Annotated in this window: 1 protein-coding gene; it reads right to left on the bottom strand. The window is 69.3% G+C overall.

The window, feature by feature from the left end:
- On the bottom strand, window positions 1–388 hold a 388-nt coding region (locus tag LPA54_RS41655), incomplete at both ends, for an ABC transporter ATP-binding protein (RefSeq protein ID WP_228985552.1).

The following is a 388-nucleotide window of genomic DNA, read 5'->3' as shown; positions in this document are numbered from 1 at the left end:
CGGCGACCCGCTGCTGCTGGCCGCCGGAGAGCTGTGTCGGCCGGTGCTTGAGCCGCTCCGCCAGCCCGACGGTCTCCACCACCCGGTCCAGCCACGCCTTGTCGGGCCTGCGGCCGGCGATGTCCATGGGCAGCGTGATGTTCTCGAGGGCGTTGAGCGTCGGGAGCAGGTTGAACGCCTGGAAGATGAAGCCGATCCGGTCGCGGCGCAGCCGGGTGAGCTTCTTGTCCTTCAGCCCGGTGATCTCGGTCTCGTCCAGGTAGATCTGACCGCTCGTCACGGTGTCGAGCCCGGCGAGGCAGTGCATCAGCGTGGACTTGCCGGACCCCGAGGGGCCCATGATCGCGGTGAAGCGGCCGCGGGCGATGTCCACGTCGACGTGGTCGAG

This window comes from Streptomyces sp. DH12 (assembly GCF_020873895.1).
Lineage (GTDB): Bacteria > Actinomycetota > Actinomycetes > Streptomycetales > Streptomycetaceae > Streptomyces.
The sequence above is the reverse complement of the archived record's forward strand: the minus strand, read 5'-3'. Positions and strand labels throughout refer to the sequence as shown.